Origin of the sequence: Shewanella sp., from assembly GCF_013214165.1 — a bacterium.
Classification (GTDB): domain Bacteria; phylum Pseudomonadota; class Gammaproteobacteria; order Enterobacterales; family Shewanellaceae; genus Shewanella.
This window is the reverse complement of the sequence record NZ_JABSSM010000020.1, coordinates 91,865-110,753: the sequence shown is the minus strand read 5'-3', so window position 1 is coordinate 110,753 and position 18,889 is coordinate 91,865. Positions and strand designations below refer to the sequence as shown.

General features: G+C 44.9%; 16 protein-coding genes and 1 pseudogene. 10 read left to right on the top strand and 7 right to left on the bottom strand.

The window, feature by feature from the left end:
• Positions 1-108 precede the first annotated feature (108 nt).
• Entirely contained in the window at positions 109-663 is a 555-nt protein-coding gene (seqA, locus tag HRU42_RS07375; RefSeq protein WP_295029912.1) for a replication initiation negative regulator SeqA, read from the bottom strand.
• 290 nt (positions 664-953) lie between these two features.
• On the opposite strand from seqA, the gene HRU42_RS07370 reads away from it, so the two are divergent.
• The 9 genes from HRU42_RS07370 to HRU42_RS07330 all read left to right on the top strand — a co-directional run bounded on the left by HRU42_RS07370 (position 954) and on the right by HRU42_RS07330 (position 8,839).
• Positions 954-1,736 carry an alpha/beta fold hydrolase gene (locus HRU42_RS07370; RefSeq protein ID WP_295029910.1) on the top strand — a complete coding sequence of 261 codons (783 nt, stop codon included), beginning with the start codon at positions 954-956 and terminating at the stop codon, positions 1,734-1,736.
• A gap of 82 nt (positions 1,737-1,818) precedes the next feature.
• A complete protein-coding gene (locus HRU42_RS07365) occupies positions 1,819-2,034 on the top strand; it encodes a DUF2788 domain-containing protein (RefSeq protein ID WP_295029909.1) in 216 nt (71 codons plus the stop codon).
• Positions 2,035-2,044: 10 nt separating this feature from the next.
• On the top strand, positions 2,045-2,317 hold the full coding sequence (ybfE, locus tag HRU42_RS07360) for a LexA regulated protein (protein WP_295029908.1): 273 nt from the start codon (positions 2,045-2,047) through the stop codon (positions 2,315-2,317).
• A 49-nt stretch (positions 2,318-2,366) separates the two neighbouring features.
• The gene (fldA, locus tag HRU42_RS07355) at positions 2,367-2,897 is read left to right on the top strand and encodes a flavodoxin FldA (RefSeq protein WP_295029907.1); all 531 of its coding nucleotides are present in this window, start codon (positions 2,367-2,369) and stop codon (positions 2,895-2,897) included.
• 450 nt (positions 2,898-3,347) lie between these two features.
• The gene (gene earP, locus HRU42_RS07350; protein WP_295029906.1) at positions 3,348-4,520 is read left to right on the top strand and encodes an elongation factor P maturation arginine rhamnosyltransferase EarP; all 1,173 of its coding nucleotides are present in this window, start codon (positions 3,348-3,350) and stop codon (positions 4,518-4,520) included.
• A gap of 47 nt (positions 4,521-4,567) precedes the next feature.
• Positions 4,568-5,131, top strand: coding sequence for an elongation factor P (gene efp / locus HRU42_RS07345; protein ID WP_295029904.1), 564 nt, complete (start codon positions 4,568-4,570; stop codon positions 5,129-5,131).
• A gap of 407 nt (positions 5,132-5,538) precedes the next feature.
• Entirely contained in the window at positions 5,539-6,753 is a 1,215-nt protein-coding gene (locus HRU42_RS07340) for a pyridoxal phosphate-dependent aminotransferase (RefSeq protein ID WP_295029903.1), read from the top strand.
• Between the two features lie 116 nt (positions 6,754-6,869).
• A complete protein-coding gene (yfbR, locus tag HRU42_RS07335; protein ID WP_295029901.1) occupies positions 6,870-7,457 on the top strand; it encodes a 5'-deoxynucleotidase in 588 nt (195 codons plus the stop codon).
• Between the two features lie 47 nt (positions 7,458-7,504).
• Positions 7,505-8,839 (top strand): anti-phage deoxyguanosine triphosphatase, encoded by a 1,335-nt coding sequence (locus HRU42_RS07330; RefSeq protein WP_295029899.1) that lies wholly within the window; start codon positions 7,505-7,507, stop codon positions 8,837-8,839.
• A 310-nt stretch (positions 8,840-9,149) separates the two neighbouring features.
• Here HRU42_RS07330 and HRU42_RS07325 read toward each other — a convergent pair whose 3' ends face one another.
• From HRU42_RS07325 to HRU42_RS07305, 5 genes are read right to left on the bottom strand one after another with little or no spacing between them, the layout of a single operon-like run.
• On the bottom strand, positions 9,150-9,392 hold the full coding sequence (locus HRU42_RS07325; protein WP_295029897.1) for an acyl carrier protein: 243 nt from the start codon (positions 9,390-9,392) through the stop codon (positions 9,150-9,152).
• A 17-nt stretch (positions 9,393-9,409) separates the two neighbouring features.
• Positions 9,410-10,486, bottom strand: a complete 1,077-nt coding sequence (locus HRU42_RS07320) for a hypothetical protein (RefSeq protein ID WP_295029896.1) — start codon at positions 10,484-10,486, stop codon at positions 9,410-9,412.
• 12 nt (positions 10,487-10,498) lie between these two features.
• Positions 10,499-12,229, bottom strand: coding sequence for an AMP-binding protein (locus HRU42_RS07315; RefSeq protein WP_295029895.1), 1,731 nt, complete (start codon positions 12,227-12,229; stop codon positions 10,499-10,501).
• Positions 12,230-12,258: 29 nt separating this feature from the next.
• Entirely contained in the window at positions 12,259-13,989 is a 1,731-nt protein-coding gene (gene hutH / locus HRU42_RS07310; protein ID WP_295029894.1) for a histidine ammonia-lyase, read from the bottom strand.
• A gap of 4 nt (positions 13,990-13,993) precedes the next feature.
• Positions 13,994-15,745 (bottom strand): thiamine pyrophosphate-binding protein, encoded by a 1,752-nt coding sequence (locus HRU42_RS07305; protein ID WP_295029893.1) that lies wholly within the window; start codon positions 15,743-15,745, stop codon positions 13,994-13,996.
• Positions 15,746-16,182: 437 nt separating this feature from the next.
• Between HRU42_RS07305 and HRU42_RS07300 the strand changes: the two are divergent.
• Positions 16,183-16,472, top strand: a pseudogene (locus HRU42_RS07300) (bifunctional acetaldehyde-CoA/alcohol dehydrogenase); the annotation flags it as partial.
• Positions 16,473-16,603: 131 nt separating this feature from the next.
• On the opposite strand, the gene HRU42_RS07295 reads toward HRU42_RS07300, so the two are convergent.
• Positions 16,604-18,772, bottom strand: coding sequence for a malate synthase G (locus HRU42_RS07295; protein WP_295029891.1), 2,169 nt, complete (start codon positions 18,770-18,772; stop codon positions 16,604-16,606).
• Positions 18,773-18,889: the final 117 nt, after the last annotated feature.

The window sequence follows — 18,889 nt, the reverse complement described above, 5'->3', positions numbered from 1 at the left end:
TTCATTTATACGATAGGCTATAAAGTATTTGTGATCGCCTCGATTTATACTTCAACCGTGCCATACTGCTGCAGGACTTCGGTCAGAATATGACATTTATACGATAGGCTATAAAGTATTTGTGATCGCCTCAATTTGCGCTTCAACCGTGCCGTATTGCTGTAGGACTTCGGTCAGAATATTACGCTTCTTGGCGGTATTATTGTTGGTGGTCACCCAAAAACCGCTCTGACCTATCTCTTTAGGATTGGCTGACTTACTGGCCTTAAGCAGGGATTCCCTTGAGGTCGCAAAGTAGAGTCTATCGCGGCCCTGGATCTGTAACACTTGAGAGAACTGCTCTGGCGCGGCGCGGTAAATGGCCTCTAAGATAAACAAAAAACGCCCCACGGCCCCTTTTTGAGCCGCCAGTTCCACTTTGTCTATACACTCAGAGAAGTCTTTATTCGATTTTGGCTTGTGGCCAGTTTGAGCCTTGATTTTAGGCTTAGCTGCAGCCGATTCCATTCCGGGATGGCTTATGGTTTCGGGCATGTCATGATTGATAGACTCTACATCTAACCCAAGCAAGCGGCGCAGGATATCTGAAGCACTCTCACCAATACGCTCTGTCTTACCGGCAATATGGCGATAAAGTTCTTCATCGACCTCGATATATTTCATGACCTTAATCTTCCTTAAGTGAAATTAATTAATTTTCCGCCCGCACTGAACATTTTGGCTTCGCTTGTTTAAATCAACGTTCAATAGTCTGCTGCAAGTGTATGCCAACTCGTGGCTCATAATAAAGTGCCAAACCAGTAAAAATGACCTAGATCCTAATTAGATCCTCAAAATATGACGAGTTTGCTCAAAAAGACGGCAAACATAGCCGCTATCTCCGAGTATGAATGTTAAATTACCTCATTTGCAGGCACAATCTGCACTCTTCAAAAACGTCCACAGGATTTACCATGCATTATATCTCTTCTGGCCAGGGTTCCGCTGTGATTTTAATCCATGGCCTCTTCGGCAATCTTGATAATTTAAAGGGCCTCTCCAAGAGCTTGGAAAAGAGGCATAGCGTCGTGCGAGTCGATGTGCCCAACCATGGCCTCAGCCCCCATTGGCAAAAAATGGATTATCCACTGCTGGCGAAAGCCGTGATCGAACTCATGGACAGTCTGCAATTATCGCGCGCACATATTGTTGGCCACTCTATGGGCGGCAAGATAGCCATGGCAACGGCGCTAAGTTATCCGGAACGAGTGATCAGTCTGATTGCCGCCGATATCGCTCCGGTGAGTTATCAACAACGACATGATAAGGTTTTTGCCGGACTAGAGGGTATCGATCTTACCGGCTTAAACAGCCGGTCTGAGGCTCTCAAACAACTATTAGCTGCTGGGCTAGATGAAGGTACCGTTCAGTTTCTGTTAAAAAATCTGTCACGCACCGACCAAGGATTCAATTGGAAAATGAATCTTACAGGTCTCAAGTCTTGCTATCGGGACTTGATCGCTTGGTACAATGACATCGAGGCCGACGATTTTTTACAATATAGAAAACCCACCCTATTTATTCGTGGCGGCGACTCAGATTATATTACCAGCGAACATAGGCAAGCCATCATGAAGCAATTCCCCCATGTCCAGGCGAAAACGATTGAAGGGACGGGTCATTGGCTACATGCGCAAAAACCCGCCATTTTTAATCGAATAGTGAGTGAGTTTATAACAAAACACGAGGGTAAATAATGCCCTTAGGGCACTATCCATATGGCAGGCACTGCTCAACTATGATATATTCGCGCCTCTTTTTGGCCTGAAGAATTGATTTATGTTGTCTCAATACATGGTACAGATTGAAGCAATAGGCTTAGACCTATTCTTTGCAGCAATTTTTTTCTTTATCGGCATGGCGATTCATGACGTACTGAAACAAGGCAAGGTCCCAAAATTTGGCCGTATTGTTGTTTGGACGGTGCTATTTTTCGGCTGCGCCGGATTTATTGCGAAAGGAATGATTCAGCTCTTTTGGGAAGGTGTAGGGTAAGATTTAACCGATGGCAAAAGAAACATCAGATAGAACCACAATCGATCTATTCGCCACTGAAAAACGTCCTGGTCGTCCACGTAGTAATCCACTGCCTAGAGATCAGCAGCTTAAAATTAATAAGCGCAATCAGATCCAACGCGACAGAGCGAACGGTTTAAAACGAATAGAGTTAAAGGTGTCACAAGATTTATACGACGCCTTGAATGAAAAGGCTTTGGCCAGTAATATCAGCCGCAGTCAATTAATCGAATTAATATTGCAGAAGCAAGTCAACGCCTGATTGCTCTTGTTAACGATCAACATACAACGAAATAGATAAAGGAAAGACAATGGCAACTGTAGGTCTTTTTTTCGGTAGCGATACGGGTAACACTGAAGCCATCGCCAAGATGATCCAGAAAAAACTGGGTAAAAAAATGGTCGAAGTCAAAGACATCGCCAAGAGTACCAAGGAGCAGATAGCAGAATATGATCTGCTTATGTTCGGTATTCCTACCTGGTATTACGGTGAAGCTCAGTGTGACTGGGATGATTTTTTCCCAGAATTAGAACAGATCAACTTCGAAGATAAACTCATTGCCATCTTCGGTTGTGGCGATCAGGAAGATTACGCCGAGTACTTCCTCGATGCCATGGGCATGGTCAATGAGATAGTAGAAGGCCGTGGCGGTATCGTCATAGGTCACTGGCCTGTCAAAGGCTATGATTTCGAAGCGTCTAAAGGGTTAACAGAAGACGAGAAACATTTCGTCGGTCTGGGGATCGATGAAGACAGACAACCTGAACTGACCGAAGAACGTGTCGATGCTTGGGTCAAGCAGATCTACGAAGAAATGTGTCTGGCTGAATTAGCAGATTAATTATCCGTAAATCTAAAAAAGCAGCGACTAGAAATAGCGCTGCTTTTTAATGTCTGGAACATTTATGTAAAATTCCCATGGATGGGAAAAATTTTACGTTGTGTCTGGAACATTTATGTACTCTTTGTTTATAAGAAGCCATGGATGGGAAAAAACTGACCTTGTGTCTGGAACATTTATGTACTCTTTGTTTATAAGAAGCCATGGATGGGAAAAAACTGACCTTGTGTCAGGAACATTTATGTCCCGCTTTTTACCAAGAGTAGAGGGATGGTCGTTAATGTTGCCGACATTAATACGACATTTCCTCCATCCGTGGAGGTCATGAGAACTGCCCTTGAGTCTAGTGATAGAACTATATTCACACTGACTATCCGCAGCAACTATGACCCTGCTTTGTGCTAAAAAAGCGCATAGCCACCCTATATCAGCCACATAAATGAGTACATGATGACTACACAGCTCTGCTCTTCCGGCCCCTCTGGGCACTGGGACATCTTCTGTACCGTCATAGATAACTATGGCGATATTGGGGTAACCTGGCGTTTAGCGACACAACTGGTGCATGATTTCGGTATCAAAGTCAGACTCTGGGTCGACGATCTCAAGAGTTTCGCCCATATTCTGCCGGGACTCGATGTCACTCTCTCACGGCAAGAAATTCTGGGAGTCACAATATATCATTGGCGCCAACCTTTACCGCAACAGTGGCAAGCGGGCGACGTACTTATCGAAGCCTTTGCCTGCAACTTACCCCCATCGGTACTCGAACGGTTAGTTGAGCTTAACAAGCCGCCAAGATGGCTCAACCTTGAATACCTGAGCGCCGAGGGCTGGATTGATAGCTGCCATGGCTTGCCCTCCTTGCAGTCCAACGGGATAAGTAAACATTTTTACTTCCCGGGCTTCACTCCCAGCAGTGGCGGTTTGCTTTGCGAACACGGTCTATTTGAAAAAAGAGACCAGTGGCAAGGCTCGCCTGCTAATCGAGCTCGCCTACTGAAAGACTTAAACATACAAGGTGTAAGCAGTGAAGACACCTTAATTAGTGTCTTTAGCTACGAGAGTGCTGCACTGCTGAGCCTGTGTCAATCGTGGCGGCAAGCTAACAAACCCGTGCATGCGCTCATCCCCATTGGCCGTAGCCTAAGTAGCCTACAGACACTGATCCCAAATGGGCTGAGCCTAATGCCCGGAGATTCACTGACATTAGATTCCCTGACCTTACATATACTGCCCATGACAGATCAAGGCGCTTACGATCGTTTGCTCTGGAGCTGTGACTTCAATATTGTCCGTGGTGAAGACTCTTTTATTCGTGCCCAATGGGCCGCGAAGCCTTTCATTTGGCACATATATGGTCAGGAAGACGATGCACATTTAGATAAATTATCTGCATTTAGCGATCGCTATATTGATTCTCTGGATATAGACACAGGACAAATCTGGTCAAGGCTCAACCAGGCCTTCAATCAGGAAGACGGAGCAAGCGCAGTAAAAATGTGGCAGGAGTTACATGAGCGCCGCACTTTTATAGAAAAACACGCCCTTAAATGGCCTATGTTGGCATTAAATCACGCAGATTTGGCAACTCGACTAGTGCAATTTGTCAAAAAAGGCTAATATTCTGCGCTGAAACAAATTGTCTGTGAATATTAGGAATTAAATAAATGAAAACAGCTCATGAAATGCGAGTCGGTAATGTGATCATGATAGGCAAAGACCCTATGGTCATTCTCAAGTCTGAAACTCACAACTCTGGCCGTTCAGCTGCTGTTGTGAAAATGAAGCTTAGAAATCTACTCACAGGTCAAGCGACTGAAACCGCATTTAAAGCCGAAGACAAATTAGAAGACATCATACTTGAGCGTTTAAATTGTACCTATTCTTATTACGCCGACCCTATGTATGTATTTATGGATGAAGAGTTTAATCCGTACGACGTAGAAACCGAAAATGTCGGCGATGCAGTTAACTATATTGTCGATGGTATGGAAGATATCGTTCAAGTTACTTTTTATGAAGGTAAGGCCATCTCCATTGAGCTGCCAAACACAGTCGCACGTGAAGTCGGTTACACAGAGCCTTCGGCTCGTGGTGACACTTCAGGCAAGGTGATGAAGCCTGCAACCCTGCTTGGCACTGATTTCACCTTGACCGTTGCTGATTTCGTCAAAACTGGCGATATGATCGAAATTGATACTCGTACTCATGAGTTCAAGAAGCGCGTATAAACGTTATTGATGGCGCTCTGTGTCCTAATATACCCAGGATACAGGCTCCAGTAGCAATAAGCGCCACTCTAATTAAGGCCAGTGACACACTCACTGGCTTTTTTATTGCCAAAATTTACCTTCTACATGGCCTTAATTATGCCGATTGTTATCAGTCAGGATTTCAGCTCAACAAAATAGTCACATTCACTACAGCAAACACCTCAGTCAGAGTATTAAACCAATTTAATTCCGTTAGTTGTTAAGGTTTGGTTATTACGACTCAGACGTTTTACTGGCTACTTGCACATCTCCACCTGAAATTGCTTCTCAACTCGCTAATAATTGGTTATTGTCCAAAGACTTTATGCATTATTTGCTTTCATGGAACACCAAGCAGTGTTCTTGAGAATTTTAGAGGTTAGAGCGTGCGACCAATAATCAAATCGAACAAGCTAGATACCGTCTGTTATGACATCAGAGGCCCGGTACACAAGGAAGCCAGGCGACTCGAAGATGAAGGCCACAGAATTTTAAAACTCAATATTGGTAATCCCGCTCCTTTCGGTTTTGAAGCCCCGGAAGAGATTGTTCGCGATGTCATCTTAAATCTGCCCAGTGCCCAAGGCTATTGTGAGTCTAAAGGACTTTTCTCTGCCAGAAAGGCAATAGTGCAGCATTATCAGTCGCAAGGGATTTTCGGTGTCGATATCGAAGATATCTATATTGGTAACGGCGTATCTGAATTGATTGTAATGGCGATGCAGGGCCTGTTAAATTCAGGAGATGAGGTACTGATCCCCTCCCCTGATTACCCCCTTTGGACTGCGGCCGTTCACCTCTCTGGCGGCCATGCCCGCCACTATCGCTGCGATGAAGAGTCTGACTGGTTTCCCGATCTGCAAGATATCGAGTCGAAGATCACCCCGAGGACCCGTGCCCTGGTATTGATTAACCCCAATAACCCTACCGGTGCAGTGTATTCCAGAGCCTTACTATTAGAGGCTGTCGAGCTGTGTAGACGACACTCTCTTATCCTGTTTGCCGATGAGATCTACGACAAGATACTCTACGACGAGGCAGTGCATATTCCTGCCGCGAGTCTATCCGATGATATCTTGACCGTCACCTTCAATGGTCTGTCTAAATCATACCGAGCGGCCGGCTTTCGCGTCGGCTGGATGATGCTATCGGGGAACCTCAAGGCGGCTAAAAGTTATATCGAAGGCCTGGAAATGTTGGCATCCATGCGCCTTTGTGCCAATGTGCCCAATCAGCATGCCATCCAGACCGCACTGGGAGGCTATCAGAGCATCAATGAATTGGTGACCGATAACGGCCGATTGAAGGTGCAGCGTGATCTCTGCGTCGACCTACTCAATCAGATCCCCGGCATCAGTGTCAAATGCCCCAAAGGCGCCATGTATGCGTTTCCTAAACTAGACGCCAAGAAGTTCAATATCCGCGATGATGAGCGTCTAGTGCTGGATCTGTTGAAAGAGAAGAAAATTTTATTGGTACATGGCACCGCGTTCAACTGGCCGGAGCCAGATCATCTCAGAATAGTGTTCCTACCCCATAAAGAAGATTTAACCAAGGCGCTGATGGACTTTGGTGAGTTTATGGACGGATATCGTCAGTAAGCTATGCCATCACCTCAGTATGAAAAAGCCAGTATAGCCTGGCTTTTTCTGGTCTAAATTCCTGCTTATGCTAATGTAAGCTCATGTAGTCATTGAAATAAGTTATCAATTACCTTATGAGTCACCTATTTGCTCACCTCGCTCGCATGAAATTAATTCAACGCTGGCCCTTGATGTATAACGTTAGAAGTGAAAATGTACAGGAACACTCGCTTCAAGTCGCCATGGTTGCGCACAGTCTCGCCATCATAGCTAATCACAAATTTGGCAAGTCGCTATCCCCAGACAGAGCGGCGACTGTGGCTATTTTTCATGATGCCAGCGAAATCATCACCGGCGACCTCCCGACCCCGGTCAAGTACTTCAATAAAGAGATAGAAGCTGAGTACAAAAAAATTGAAGCCATCGCCGAAAATAGATTACTGGAAATGGTGCCGGAAGAGTTTAAATCTGAATATGCCAGCTTGCTCACCAGTGAGTGCGCCGATGTCGAATATAAGCTGCTAGTAAAATCAGCCGATACTATCTGTGCTTATCTTAAGTGTTTAGAAGAAGATAGAGCCGGTAATAGTGAATTTAATACCGCCAGAAAACGGCTCGAGCAATCTCTGAGTAATAACCCAGATCCTGCAGTGCAATATTTTATCGATTGTTTTGTTCCAAGCTTTAAATTAAATTTGGATGATATCAACCAGTTACTCTAATTACTCAAGTTGATCGCACCAAAGATTAACTCAGATTAAGGATCCCGATGACAGAGTCAGTATGGCACGCCAGACGTCTAATAGAAGATAAGAAACGTAGAAATGATCACCGCAGTCCCTATCAAAGAGATAGAGCCAGGATCTTACATTCGGCGGCGTTTAGACGGCTGCAAGCTAAGACCCAGGTTCTGGGGGTCGGTATGAATGATTTCTATCGCACCCGCCTGACCCATTCTCTGGAAGTGTCACAGATAGGCACCGGCATACGAGCCCAACTCAAACAGAAGCAGCCTCAATTGGACCACTTGTTTGATTCTATGAGTTTAATCGAATCCTTGTGCCTAGCCCATGACATAGGTCACCCGCCTTATGGGCATGGCGGAGAAGTCGCACTCAATTATATGATGCGCGATCATGGCGGGTTCGAGGGTAATGGCCAAACGTTCAGGATCCTCACTGGACTGGAGCCATACACAGAATTTTATGGCATGAACCTGTGTCGCAGAACCTTATTGGGGATCTTAAAGTATCCGGCCTCATACTCGAGTCTGCATCGAGCTTCATCCAGCCAAGCCGTCACCAATATTCGCCAACTCAAACCCTCTGAGTGGCCGCCGGTTAAAGGCATATTCGACGACGATATTGAGATACTAGATTGGGTCTTGTCTCCCCTATCTGAGAATGACAGAAACAAGTTTCTTTTCCATCAGACACTCGATGGCCAACAACACAGACGGACGCGCTATAAATCATTAGACTGCTCTATCATGGAATTAGCCGATGATATCGCCTATGCGGTGCACGATCTAGAAGATGCGATTGTCATGGGAATCGTCACCCCGGAGCAATGGCGACTCGATGTCGGCAGCCGGCTCGCGTGCAGCGAAGACAGCTGGATCTGTACTGAATTTGGCTCAATAGGTGATAAGCTATTTTCAAGTAAGCATCACCTGAGAAAAGATGCCATCGGCACCTTAGTCAATGGTTTCGTTACCGCCATAGATATTAAACTCAATACCGATTTTGAAGAAAACTTATTGCGCTATAATGCAGGCTTGGACAAGAATTTTTCTGCAGCATTAGAGATATTGAAGCAATTTGTGTTTAAATTTGTGATCAGAAAACCCGAAATACAGATGCTCGAATACAAGGGGCAACAGATTGTCATGGAGTTATTCGAGGCATTCGAGTCTGATCCACAGCGGTTATTACCGACAAATACTCAAGAAAGATGGCGTGATAGCCGCGATAAGGGACTGAACAGTCACAGAGTCATCGCAGATTATATCTCTGGCATGACCGATGAGTTTGCAGCCAGACTACACCAACACTTGTTTAGCCCCATGTCCGGCTCCATGTTAGAATTTAACAAACAGCTTTAACGGCGATACTACTAATAGCAGCAACAACTGTTTAGTTTCATGCTCGGCGCCATGTGAGCGTTTAGCAAACCTAAATGAAGCCTGGACACATTTTCTGCGTGGGTTCATCTGGCTGTTTCGGTATTGGCTAGTGTGTTTGAAGGTCGACCCTTCATGGTTATTTATCACCTGCTGCGATGCCTTGCAGGGTCTTGTCGATCGGGAGCACATCCGATGAGATCACATCCCCCCCACCAATGGCATGATAGCTATTGCGTTTAATGTACGTGTTTAATCTGTCAAATAGCCTCTCATGGAGAGGCTATTTTTGTTATAGGCTTAGGATGTTGATAATTTTTTCATCGAGTTCGGCAATAGTCATATTGGCCAGGTCGACGCGAAAATCATTGAGTTCATAGTAACGTCTAATGCGACCAATAATATCTAAGACTTGAATAGAATCAATTCCATAATTTATTATCTTGGTGTTTAGGTCAATATCATCGACCGACTTATTTAACACCTCCGCCACGATAGTATGTACCACTTCATTTTCAAGATTTGTATTTAGCATTATTCACCCGCTTAAATTTACAGTTTCCATCTCAATACCGCCGCCGAGGCGATCGTCCCAACCGCGGGGGTAAAGCAACAGATAAGATCGTCTTTTTTCAGTACGCCGGCTGTCATTGCTTCATGGATCGATAAGGGTATGTTACCGCCTATGATGCTAGTGCACAGAGGATAGGTATCGAAACTTTTCGCCTTGGCTAAACCAGCATATTCTTGGGTCACTTCTCTAAACCAAGCTATACCTTGATGGCCGGCAAAAAAGTTAATCTCATCTTTGTCTCTCTTCGCCATTTTAAGTGATTTTTCTACCATATCTTTCGCCAATTGCACCCCTTGTACAATTTGCGATGTATTGGTTTCATTCATATACAGCTCAACTTTTCCCTCGTCATACCAATGCTTATCTCGGATCCCCAGATTGGCATAGTTGCCGATGGAACCATCGGAAAAATGGCACATGGACAATAGATTTTTTATCTCACTCTTGCCTATGACGACTGCAACTGCACCATCACTAAACTGTGACGACATATAATCTTGGGCGACGAGGTAGCGAGACATCATCGACGATTGTACGATGACGCCATATTGTGCTTGGCCGCTTTCGATCATGCCCTGTGCCAGCTGCAATTGTGTCAAAAATGCATTGCACATGCCTTCTGTCGATTGCACAAAACAGGTGTTTGATGCCCCTAACCTGTGTTGCACTAATGCTGCATTAGTGGAAAATAACGCGTCCGGTGTGGTGGTTTGCACCAAGATAAAATCAAGTTGCCCCGCTTTTATTCCCGCATTTTTCAATGCCTCTTGGACTGCTAAGGTCTCCATATCTGAAGATTTTTGTGACTCGGACGCGATATAACGTTTTCTCGCACCATTGAATGGGTCATCACCATAGCGCTTAATCGATGAAAATATTAAATGTTCAATCTCACTTAAGCCACCACTGTGCAGGGCAGTATCTACGTGATCAATCGTGACCGCTTGATTTTTCTTCCACACCTCGACGATATCATCCGACCACCAATCATTGCTGCGAATTTCATCAGGAAAATACGTACCAATACTTAATATATCTACATTTATTCCACTCATATATCTTCCCTATTATTGAATGTTATACTGCTTACTGTTAATAAACTTATTCTGCATATACATTTCAGCTGCCAGACTACGTTGAACTTTGCCACTGCTGGTCGTGGGTATGTGTCCAATCCCAACAAACACTATGTCTAACACATTTAAATTAAATAACTCATATATTGATGACCGAATACGTTTTTCACGTTCGGGTAAACTATTGGCTAGTGGATCATGAGTTTCCTGTATAATACAGAGACCTTGGTGCTCAGCCATGTCAATCAAAAATGTAACGCAGACACCTTGCTCTGTTTCTTTATGACAATGTTGAACCCCCGCCTCAATGTCATGGGGGTGATAATTTTTGCCATTGATAATAATCAGTTCTTTTAGGCGTCCGGTCAGGAATAACTGTTCTTGATGAATAAATCCCAGATCGCCGGTAGCAAAATACAAACGGTTATCCATTATCTTTCGGCCTTGGTTTTGATTGGCATCGACATGAAGATACTCATAACAATAACTGATTGAATGAAGCCAAATCTCACCGATTTGTCCTTCAGCACAATTATCTTGTGTACTCGGATCGACAATCACCACCCTTAGATCACCGATTGGCGTTCCACAACTGACGATCTCCCTGGCGTTTGGATCGTCAGCCGAAATCGCAATCACATGATTGTCAATCAATCCACGCTGATCAGCATAAAAACACAGTGATTCTCGTGCTGATGTTTTGGTGCTGATTAAACCCGCCATCTCAGACATGCCATATGCTGGACAACAAGTCTCTCGTTCGAAGCCGGTTTCGCCCAATAATTGCGCAAAATTATTCATCGTCCTTGACTGCACCGTTTCACCACCATTGACTGCATATAGCCACTGTGACAGATCATATCGGCTCAAGTTTGTCTGCTTGAGTCGCTTGTTGCACAACTCATAGCCAAAATTCGGACAGCCACTGTGTGTCGCCCGATAGTGAGCCAGTGTCTGTATCCAAAGCTCTGGGTTCATCACCACATCATTGGTGGCGAGTAGGATAAGACTCCCCCCCGAATAAAGCGGCAGTAATACCCCACAGACCAAACCATAAACATGGGAATGCGGCGCCCAAGTGACTGTGATACTCAGAGGGGAATAGCACCAAGCCTTGGCACTATATTGCAGACTCGCGTCCAGTTGCTTATGGCGGACGATGACAGCTTTGGCCTTCGAGGTGGAGCCTGATGTATATTGCAGGTGATTAATCCGATGATGATCAAATTCGGGTAACACGATTGAATTTAATTTATCTTCATCGAACGCTTGGATGCGATCCACATTAATCACCACACAGGTCTCGAGTCGTGCCGATAATAGTGCATCACTTTTAATCAAAGACAAGGTTTCATCATCGAGCATTATCATCTCTGTCTGGCTGTGCTCGATGACATAACGAATAAAGTCACAACTTTTACTGACATTCATAAAGTCAGGGGCCTTAACAGGGACCGCATGTAATCCACTCAATAAACAAGCAAGATAAGTGACACTAAAATCAATTCCCGGTTGCAGCATAACCACTAGGGAGCTATTGGCCTGCTCTGGATGACAATCAAATAAATGATAGGCAACAGCAAGAGCACGCTGATACAGTTTTTTATAAGTGATTGAGTCATACTCACTACCCGATTCATTGATGTGCCTTATCGCTACTGTATCGGGCTGAGTCTTGGCAAAATACTTTACTTTTTGCTCAATTGAAATATTTGAATTCATGCTCTTTGCCTTCATGGTTAATCCGTCATCTAAAATGTAGGAATTAAACTTGGGCCATGATTCTTAAGATACAACATCAAGTTACCCCCACTTTCTAGTGCAGAGACAAGTTTAGCAATATAGCTATCTAGTGCCTGATCCATATCATTTTCGATCAAGGGACGCTCGGCGCTAATGGTCAAGCCTAGTTCTTGGTAAAGTAATTCATATAGATCACATGTTGGTTTCGACAGTCTTATTCTGGCGTCATAACTGCCATACTCCAGCTTGCATCTCTGTTCCACTGCCTGTATACCGAACAACAAGCAAATCGCAGAATATTGTTTAAATAATTCTAACGACTTGGTGGTGAATATTGCGGCAGCCATACCTTGACTATTTATATTTTGATTGTATTGCTCAGCATGGGTGGGAAATCTATCGCTGATAGAGTTACCATAATAGGTCAACATGGGCATAATAGAATTTGCACACAGTTGTAATCCTTTCAAACCCAAGTTTAAATTATCTTGATTGCCCACTAATGAAGCCGGTAAGCCGCGATTAAACTCGGGACTCACCAGCAGCGCAATTTGTACATCTAGATGTTTTGCTATTAGGCCTATGGTGTGACGCAATCTATCCATATTTACCGCGATATCTAAACCCAGAAAATTCCCTGTATAGTGGAAGGTATTATTATCGACATCAATCAAAGGATTATCGGTCGCCGAGTTAATTTCTATGGTTAGGCTTGATACAATATTCTGCACGGTTTCAATGCAAGGACTTAAATATTGTGGCAGACAACGGATCGAATAACGATCTTGGACTAGATCATCAAATACTTGCTGACCCGCTATTTTATTTACATTGATATTGCCCTTTTTTATCAATGCAGAACCCGCCAATAGCTCCCTCATATGCTGAGCCGCCAATCTCTGGCCTCTATGGGGTTTTAATGTGTTGGTGAACTCATTAAAGGGGTCCATAGAAGCTGACAACGCCTGAATATAAAAAGCGTGACTGTACAGTGCTAAACGAGTGAGTAATTCCCCTTCATAAATACAATTACTCGCAATGCCTGCCATCACCGAAGTGCCATTGATTAAGGAGAGGGCTTCTTTAGGCTCTAAGATGAGTGGCGCTAAATTCAAGATGTTCAGTGCTGTCAACGCATCTATTGTTTTCCCTTTATATTCAACCTCATAAGAATCATCTAAACCGATAATCGCGCCGGCAATGTAGCTCAATGGCACCAAGTCACCACTGGCACCGATAGAGCCTAATTCATACACTAGGGGTGTCATGCCAGCATTTAAAAAAATCATCAATCGATTAATGACTTCTAATCGGATCCCCGACGCCCCTTTCATCAATGCATTAGCACGAACCACCATTGCGGCCCTGACATCGGCGACTCTCATTCGCTGGCCGGCACCGGTTTTCAACGCCTTGATTAAGTTTTTTTGTAATTGCTGGCAGTCCTTAGGATCGATACTCTGATTCGCTAGCCCACCAAAATTGGTGGTAACCCCATAAATAGGCACACCACTCTTAACAAAGTGTTGTAAACATTGATGTGCCTTATCAATTTTCTCTGTCACTGAGCTACAGTTCGATAAGTACACGGGGAGGTTGTCGACGGCGACCCCCACTAGATGCTCTATGGTCAATGACTCACCATCAAGGTAGATACCTTGTTGATGCTGTTCGTTTGGCTTCATCGAGTGTAATTGAGCAGGCTTGTCTTGGGTGTTGTCTATGCAATTAACTGACATGTCCTTATCCTTCATCCGTCTTATCTTGGTTTAATCCCCACGCAGGAATGTTAGTCTGCTTACCGTTTGCAGCTTGTTGCTTGAGGCTTTCGACCCGTCTCATAAAGGGAGACTTCTCCTTGGAGCCGTTAATTTTCATATCGATAATGAAGGGACCCTTTGCTGCTAGGGCCGCTAATATTGCCGGTTCAATATCTTCATTTGACGCTATGACACACGCTTTTGCACCTAAGGATTCGGCATAGCGAACAAAATCGACTTCGGTGAAAGCCGTTTCATCGGATCTAAGGTTGAGTGCTTCTAGTCCCATTTCACAGATGCGATATCCCGCATCATTGAGCACGATCCACACGGCTGGGAGCTGATAAGTCACTGCGGTATGAATTTCATTTTGCATCAGCATGGCACCGTCTCCCACGACAGCAAAGACTTTATCCCTATGGACTCTTGCGGCGCCGACAACGCCGGCACCAAAGTGGCCCATAGAGCCATAATACGTACTCGCACGGTAACGATTAGGGGAGTCGAAGCGTAAATAATGGGTCGTCCACACAAATGCGTTACCGCATTCCCCCATGATGATGGCATCGGTTTTATCGACGACAAAATTTTGCAATGCCGCCATCAATAAAGACACTTCAGGGATAGCCTTAGCGTCGAAAGCTAGTGGCTGCCACTTAACAGGGGTGGTAAATGCGCGTGGGCTATCGGGCACTAGATTAGGTTTACACGCCAGTGACTCTGGCGGGAGTTTGTGCAACAATTGCTGTACAAACGTTTTCACATCCGCTTGCACCCCGAGTGTGTAACACTGATTAAATCCGACCCCAAAAACCCGAGTATCAAGATCGACGTGAATAAAGCCTTTTTTGGGTTCCATGTCTTTTTGCCAGTAACAAGAGCCTTCACCCAACCTGGTGCCTAATACCAAGATCCAATCGGGTCGATTATCACGATTAAAGGAATACACTTCATCGTGCCCTCCCATACCTGTCACACCGACGTATTGTTCATGTGTCTCAGGAAAAATCCCTTTACCACGTGGGGTACTGAACACATTAGTCTGGGTGCGTTCGACCAATGTCTTGATGTCCTTGGATGCATGGCGTGCACCAAACCCTAGCCAGAGGGCGACTCGGTCTTGTTTAAATATGCTTGCGCATTGTTCAATCGCCTCATCGGCAGCACCTACAGCGCCGTGGCAGCTTGATAATTTAAAATCCATCGGCTCACAGAAGCTGCCTTGCAAGTCCATAGGTAATGACATATGGGCGATAAAACCTTGGGGCCGCGATAACCCCACAGATATTTGTTGAAGTACCGTTGGCAATTCACTCGCTGATTCCAATCTAAGCGCGAGATCAAACAATTCTGAGGAAGAAAAAATAGCACTCTGGGGGGTAGTGAGGTGACTGGTCTCTTGTGTTGCACCTCGACCACGTTGGGAAGCACCGGTACAGCCGGACACGAAAATGAGTTTAGCCCCTTCCGTTTTTGCCGCCATGAGTGCATTGATTGAATTCAAGATCCCCGGGCCTGTTGTCACAAATACCAGCACTGGTTTCTCATTGGAAAAATAAGCTTCAGTGGCGGCAAAAACAGCACCCGATTCATGCTTAAAATGAGACATATGCAACTGACTTTGTAATATACCGTCATAGAGAGACGCTATTCCTCCACCACTGACACCAAAAGCATGACTAATTCCCAATTGGCTAAGACCTTGCATTAAGCAGGTCGATACATTATACGACATCTTATTTTATACATCCTTGATATTTATTTGGCTTATAAATACATTAATTTAATTATTAGGCAAGAATCTAGGGTTATCTTTACGATAAACATCAATAAATACGACTAATATACTAGTAAGTATTCATCATACCCTTTGCTGAAGTGGTAATTTAACCACCCAAACATATCAAGATTATTCTTATTACATATAGATTCAATTAGCATCTATTGATCACCAACAAATAGCAGGGTGAGTCTAAATTTATTATCTTTACCAACATAAAAAATAGCAGGTTATATATAATCGATTAATTAATGGATTAATTTAAACAGATAATGACTCAACATCGGGAAATGATATAGAGATCACGGTTATCTGCAGGATTTTGAGTTATTTTTCTTCATCGAGATAATTTAGCCAAGACTCATCTTCACTAAATTTTTTCAAGAAAAGACAAAATTTTGGGCGCCGAATTTCATCTTGCACTTGGGCTGAAAAATGCCTTGCTCATCAGCAATGTGATCCGTTTCAATGCCACTGACATGCCGACTAAACAGGCGGCATTCCGGCTTCAATCCAAGAAGCCGGCGTTAACGAGGCCGACTTCCTCGCTAAACTGGACGAGTTAGCCGAACATGCATTCGATGACCAATGCACAGGCGCGAATCCAAGATTCCCCCTGATTGCAGAGATAAAACAGATACTGCTCGACAGTTTCTATTGTAGAGCCTATAGGGACAACTGAAACCCCATGAGCACAGGGTCTGAACATTAGCTAGGAGCGGTATAATATCTGCGGTATAAAAAGCCAGTTAACACATTGTGTTCACTGGCTTTTACTTAAAACATGAAATGATTATTGATGGTATATCTATGTTATTGAGCTTGCTCAGCCTTCTTCTTTATACGGTAAGCATGCAGCAAGGGCTCAGTGTAGCCCGAAGGCTGTTGCTTCCCCTTGAACACTAGATCGAGCGCGGCGTTGAAGGCGATGCCACTAAAATCTGGCGCCATGTCGTGATAAAGAGCATCATCGGCATTTTGCTTATCGACAACCGCGGCCATCCTCTTCATGGACATGATAACTTGCTCCTTGGTGCAGATCTTATGCTCCAGCCAATTGGCAATATATTGTGATGATATTCTCAAGGTTGCCCTGTCTTCCATTAGCCCCACGTTATTGATATCGGGCACTTTCGAGCAACCAACACCATGATCTATCCAACGTACCACGTAACCCAAGATCCCCTGAGCATTGTTGTCGAGTTCACGTTGGATCTGCTCATCGTTCAAGGTTGCCGTTAACAAGGGGATGGTCAGAATGTCATCTAATCTTGCATGGGTTCGGTTAGCCAATTCCAGCTGTTTTTCGCCGACATTGATCTGATGATAATGAGTCGAATGCAGTATGGCGCCATTGGGGGATGGCACCCAGGCGGTGTTAGCGCCCGCATTGGGATGGGCTGATTTTTGTGCCAGCATAGACGCCATCTCATCTGGCATGGCCCACATCCCCTTGCCTATCTGAGCACGACCAGGTAAACCACATGCCAGGCCGACATCGACATTCCAATCTTCATAGGCATTTATCCAGGCTTGCTGTTTCATCTGCGTTTTGGGCACAAAGGGACCGGCGAGCATAGAGGTATGGATCTCATCGCCGGTTCTATCGAGAAATCCAGTATTAATAAACACCACTCTCTCCTTAGCCACGCGAATACATTCTTTCAAGTTGACTGTCGTCCTACGCTCTTCATCCATGATCCCAAGTTTGATGGTATTTCTGGACAGGCTCAGCGCATCTTCGATGCGGGTAAACAGCTCACAGGTAAACGCCACCTCATCGGGTCCGTGCATCTTAGGTTTAACAATATTGATCGAACCCGCGCGGCTATTGGTGCGCTGCTTATTATTGCCCTTAAGATCATGTATTGCTGCCAGAACGGATAGCATTCCATCTAAGATCCCCTCGGGAACCTCATCACCTGCCTTGTCTAAAATGGCCTCATTGGTCATCAGGTGACCGACATTACGGATAAATAACAGGCTTCGACCAGGCAGAGTAAACTCCCTTCCCAGTGGACACTGATAATGACGATCGAGATTAAGCTCACGTATGATGGTCTTACCGCCTTTGGTTAACCGGGCAGTGAGATCGCCTTTCATCAAGCCTAACCAGTTCCGGTATACCTCACACTTGTCATCGGCATCGACGGCTGCCACCGAGTCTTCACAATCCATGATGGTGGTCACGGCGGCTTCTACCAGCAGATCTTTCATTCCCGCCAGATCTGTCTTACCTATGGCGTGATTCCTGTCTATCTGGATCTCCACATGCAAACCATTATTTTTGAGTAACACAGCATGGGGGGCTACCTGGTTACCAAGATAGCCCAGAAATTTTTCTGGCTGCTTAAGCCCAGTATCTGTGCCATCTCTGAGGGTGATGACGAGCCGATTGCGATCAATTTGATAATGGCTTGCCTCGCTATGGCTGCCTATCGCTAAAGGAGCCAGTTGATCTAAGTGCTGCTTGGCAAATGCTATCACCTTGCTGCCACGTACCGGATTGAAACCCTCGCCACGCTCGGCGCCGCCAGCGTCACTGATGGCATCGGTACCATAGAGGGCATCATATAAACTGCCCCATCGCGCGTTCGCCGCATTGAGGGCAAAACGGGCATTTTTTACCGGAACGACCAGCTGAGGACCGGCCTGCTGGGCAATTTCAATGTCTACATTTTGTGTGGTGATGCTGAAATCGTCGCCTTCGGCAACCAGGTAGCCAATCTCTTGTAAGAAGGCTTTATAGGCCAGAGGATCATGGACCTTATTCTCTGTATGCCACTTGTCTATCTGAACTTGTAACTCATCGCGGCGGGCTAATAAGGCTCTGTTCTTTGGTGTTAAATCATCAATTATGGATTCGAGTGAGCTCCAAAACCTTGCCGATGAGATATCTGTTCCGGGAATCATCTGTTCATTCACTAACTTAAGCAGTGAGGTAGCGACCTGTAAATTGCCAACTTGAATACGTGATGTCATATTTATCCTTTCCGATAGGGGTCATTGACTAGCATCGACTAGCCTTACTACAAAGTGCCAGCCTTATTGTTCGCTTCTGTGTGACTAAGAAATGGTGCGGGCTAACTCACACTGCTC